The organism is uncultured Cyclobacterium sp., assembly GCF_963976465.1.
Taxonomy (GTDB): Bacteria; Bacteroidota; Bacteroidia; order Cytophagales; family Cyclobacteriaceae; genus Cyclobacterium.
Window position 1 is genome coordinate 1 of record NZ_CAXBOC010000518.1, and the last position, 3,756, is coordinate 3,756.

The window sequence follows — 3,756 nt, forward strand, 5'->3', positions numbered from 1 at the left end:
TTTTATTGCACAATATATCCTTATTTGGTTGACTTTGTGTAGTTTTATTACCTTTTATATTTAGATTGCCTCCTTTAAAATTTCGAAGGATTGATATTTATGTTTTTCTTACCAACCCATATCAAAACCATTCTGAGTAAGGTTTTTAAAGTATACATTATTATTAACCATATTGATCAATTAACAAGCAACACCCCGTTAGCTTTGAAAGTAAATGTGTTTCATATATGGAGGATTGCTTACAACGCACTAATAAATGCACAGTGCACCTTATTCGCCTTCCAACTACCACTAAAACTAAGGAATAAATACTAAATAAAAAACCCTTTGAACCCTTGAATAGGGGTTTTTAAAATTTTTAATTGCTTATTTTATGCCATTTTTGTTTTCCATGCAAAGCCTCAGGTAATCTATCATCAGTTCTTAATAAAAAAATTCCGGCTAAAACCCTGTTTAACCCCTCATTTTACCAAAACACTTTACTTCACCCCTTCTCCCTTGTCAGTTTTTGGTCAAATGCTTTGGTTAAAACTTAAAAAATACTGCCAAAAAGGCGGAAATTTCCGGCTAAAACCTAATAATTATCAGTAAAAACCTAATAATTTCCACCTAAAAGGTGGAAGCTTGAATAAAAAAGCTGAAATCATCGAGCTCGAAAGTACCCCTCCCCACTTCTGAACCTAGAAAATTTGACCTTATCCAAAGACTTTTCCTGAAATTTTGTCCTATTTTCCATTTTACACCTCGTTTTTTGTCAGTTTTGGGTCAAATTTTTCAGGTTTGAGGTGAAAATTAGGAGTTCTGAACCGGGAAATTCGAGTTAAAAGGTCCAAGCTTGTCAGTTTTAGGTACCCCACCCCTGTTTTAAGGTGGGTAATTGAGGTTATAAACTCCAATGGGTAGGTTCTGAAGTACCCTACCCCACTTCCGAAGTCCCCCTCTTTGGCCCCTACGGCTTCGACAGGCTCAGCCTCCGGGAGGGGGTTTCTACGGCTACCACTGGTCCAAGTTTAACGTAGTGTAACTTGGACCTACAATACTGAAAGTTTTCAACTTTTTGAAATAAATCCTGAATTCAATCCGGGTAGAAATAGTCAATATCTTTTTAACGTTCTTCGACCCCTACGACTTCGACAAGCTCAGCCTCCGGGAGGGGATTTCTGCGGCTTCGACAAGCTCAGCCTCCGGTGAGGATCATAAAAAAAATAAGCGTGAATCCTATCCACGCTTATTTCTTTTTTGTGGCCCTTTAGGCTATTGATATTTATTGCTTGCTGATGGTAAAATCCATCTTGCCGGCCTGTACATTGCCATTGCTTGTAAGGTTGATTCGGTACATTTCTTGTCCCCACTTGCTTGCTACGCCTTCATCTTCCGGTAAATCAAAAGGCATTTTCTCCACTTCTACCTCCATATCATTTGGATTGTATTGGATTTCAAATGGTGACACCTTTCCGTCTTTGCCCTTGTAGGCTATAGAGATTAGACCGGGTTTGACCACCTCTACCGGATAAACGGTCATCAGGTGTTGAATAATCTCTCCGGCCTGGGAAAGCTTGTAGGTATCCTTTACCGTTACCCTTTTTCCACGGTTCATCTCCAAGTCTCGCTGCCAGGAGACAAGTCCAGCCGATTCAGGATAGGACTCGCTAATATCCAAAGTCATGGATGAACTTCTTTTATTGGTTTCATATGACACCTTGCTGGCCTGGTAAGCCCTTCCGGCTTTTTGGGTGACGCCATTGATAGTAGGCATGTTGTGGTAATCAGAACGGTTGAACCAAATGGAGTACCGCTCCCCACTGAAGGTCCTTCGGGTATAGGTGCCACTTCCCACATCGATTAGCACGGGAAGCCCATCGTAAAACACTACATAGTTTCCGATATCATTGTGGTTGTGGCTTTCATCATTGTGCCCACCCTTTGCTGCTAGAAAAAAGCCATCTGAACTTCCTTCCTGGTCTCTGGCTACCATTACCTGAATGTCTTTTAGCCAAACATCTTTAGGCAAGGGAAGCCCCTTTTCTGCATTGTCCAATTCTTCCTGCATAAACACTTCAAAGAAATGCCTGAAATAATGAAACCTTGGCAGGGCCTTTTCATTTTGGTCTATATAGTAGGCTCCAAACTTCATCATGTTCGGATCCTCAATGGCCTTGCCATACCTGTAAATCATGGCTGCGGCCATTTTAGGCTTAGGGCTTGCATCCGCAAAATTCAAGAAATAATCTTTGCTGATCTGCGCTCTATAAATAAAGCGCCCCATATTTTTTACCTTTTCATCTTCGAAAGCAAATTGAAAAGCACCGTCAGTAGCCTCATTCAATAAGGAAAGGTTATCAAACAAAGAAGCCGCAGCTGCGCCCCAATACCCCGGTCCTTCATCACAACCTCCATCTTCTGGATATGGTGTCAAAAATTCGTCCAATACTTGGGTGGCTTTATTGATATGGGCTACTCTTTTTTCCTCATCATCTTCCAGCAATAAGGCTGCATTGATCCAGTTGGAGCAAATCCATGGATTCCAGTTGTTAGGTGGTCTTCCATTTTCATTGGCAGCCATCCAACCGTGGTGTTTGTTCATCAGAGGTTCAAAAATTCTGTATTCGGTTTCATACCGGATTCTTTTTCTTATCTGCGGAGAAATCTCATCAAATTTATCTCCCAAAAAGTAATCTGCCCAGGCCAAATAAGTGGCTGTTTCGGCAGCAAATAAGTCTACAAATGGCTTGGAAACGTCCATCAAACCGGAGTATTCATCTGTTTTGGGAAGGTGAGCGGGCACTCCCCAAAAAGATTCCTCACAAATGGACCAGACGCCATTGACTATGGGATCAATAAACCTCCCCTTGTTTTCATAAAGCTCCGCCAATATCATGGCCCCTAAAATCCTCCTCTTCTCAAAGGTGATGTCTTGGTATTCTGTTCGGTTTCCATTTCTGTGAATTAACAAAGATTTGGTGGCAGGAATATAAGGCCAGGAATAATCGATATGCTCATTGGCATAATCAAGGAAAAACTCCATTTGCTCTTTGTCTGCCTTGCTCCAGGCTTCCCTATTGGCCAATGCCGGAAATGGTTGCCAATCTTTCAGTGGAATCAATACTTCTGCAAGCTCTTGTTCACTGTACTTACTACTGACCAGATGCTGGCCGAGCAAATTTGCGGATAATAAAATCCCTGAAATAAACAGGAATAGGTGTTTTGTTTTACTCATTTTTATATGGGTTTATTCAATTACTTGTAATACAGCCTGTGCGCTCCCCCTGACAAAGGGATTTTCATCCATCCATCCTCCGTCTCCGGCCGTTCTATTAATTTATCGTCAATGTAAAGTCTTTTCGAAGTTTTATTTTTTAAATAAACGGCTGTTCTTTCCCTGGCAATGACACTTATAAATCGATGATTCATCCATAAGGTAAGCTTATGATCTGCTTTAAATTCCAGCTCACCATCAGAAAAATCTGTAGCATTTTTCACGAATATAAAATTGCTCGCTCCAGCTATTTCTCTATGGATAAAGAAATCTCCCGTAAAGTGAAACTTATCATAGGATATGGTACGATCCGGTGTATGGCTGTTAAAAACAAGGTCCTCTGCCCCATCCTTATGTTGAATTAAATGGGCATCATGGGTAGCCTGCACACTTGGCTGAAGCTGCATGCCTTTGTCCGGTTCAGCCAGAGGGTTTAATAAGGTCACAATGTTTTTTTTGCCTGATTCCTCCGGGGAATAAATGGCTTCCAATCTGGAATG

2 protein-coding genes are annotated in these 3,756 nt (G+C 41.2%); both read right to left on the reverse strand.

The window, feature by feature from the left end; translation table 11 throughout:
• Positions 1–1,264: 1,264 nt before the first annotated feature.
• Entirely contained in the window at positions 1,265–3,217 is a 1,953-nt protein-coding gene (locus AAC037_RS21425; RefSeq protein ID WP_339905496.1) for a heparinase II/III family protein, read from the reverse strand.
• Between the two features lie 20 nt (positions 3,218–3,237).
• The coding region (locus tag AAC037_RS21430) for a hypothetical protein (protein WP_339905497.1) at positions 3,238–3,756 on the reverse strand (519 nt) is incomplete at its 5' end.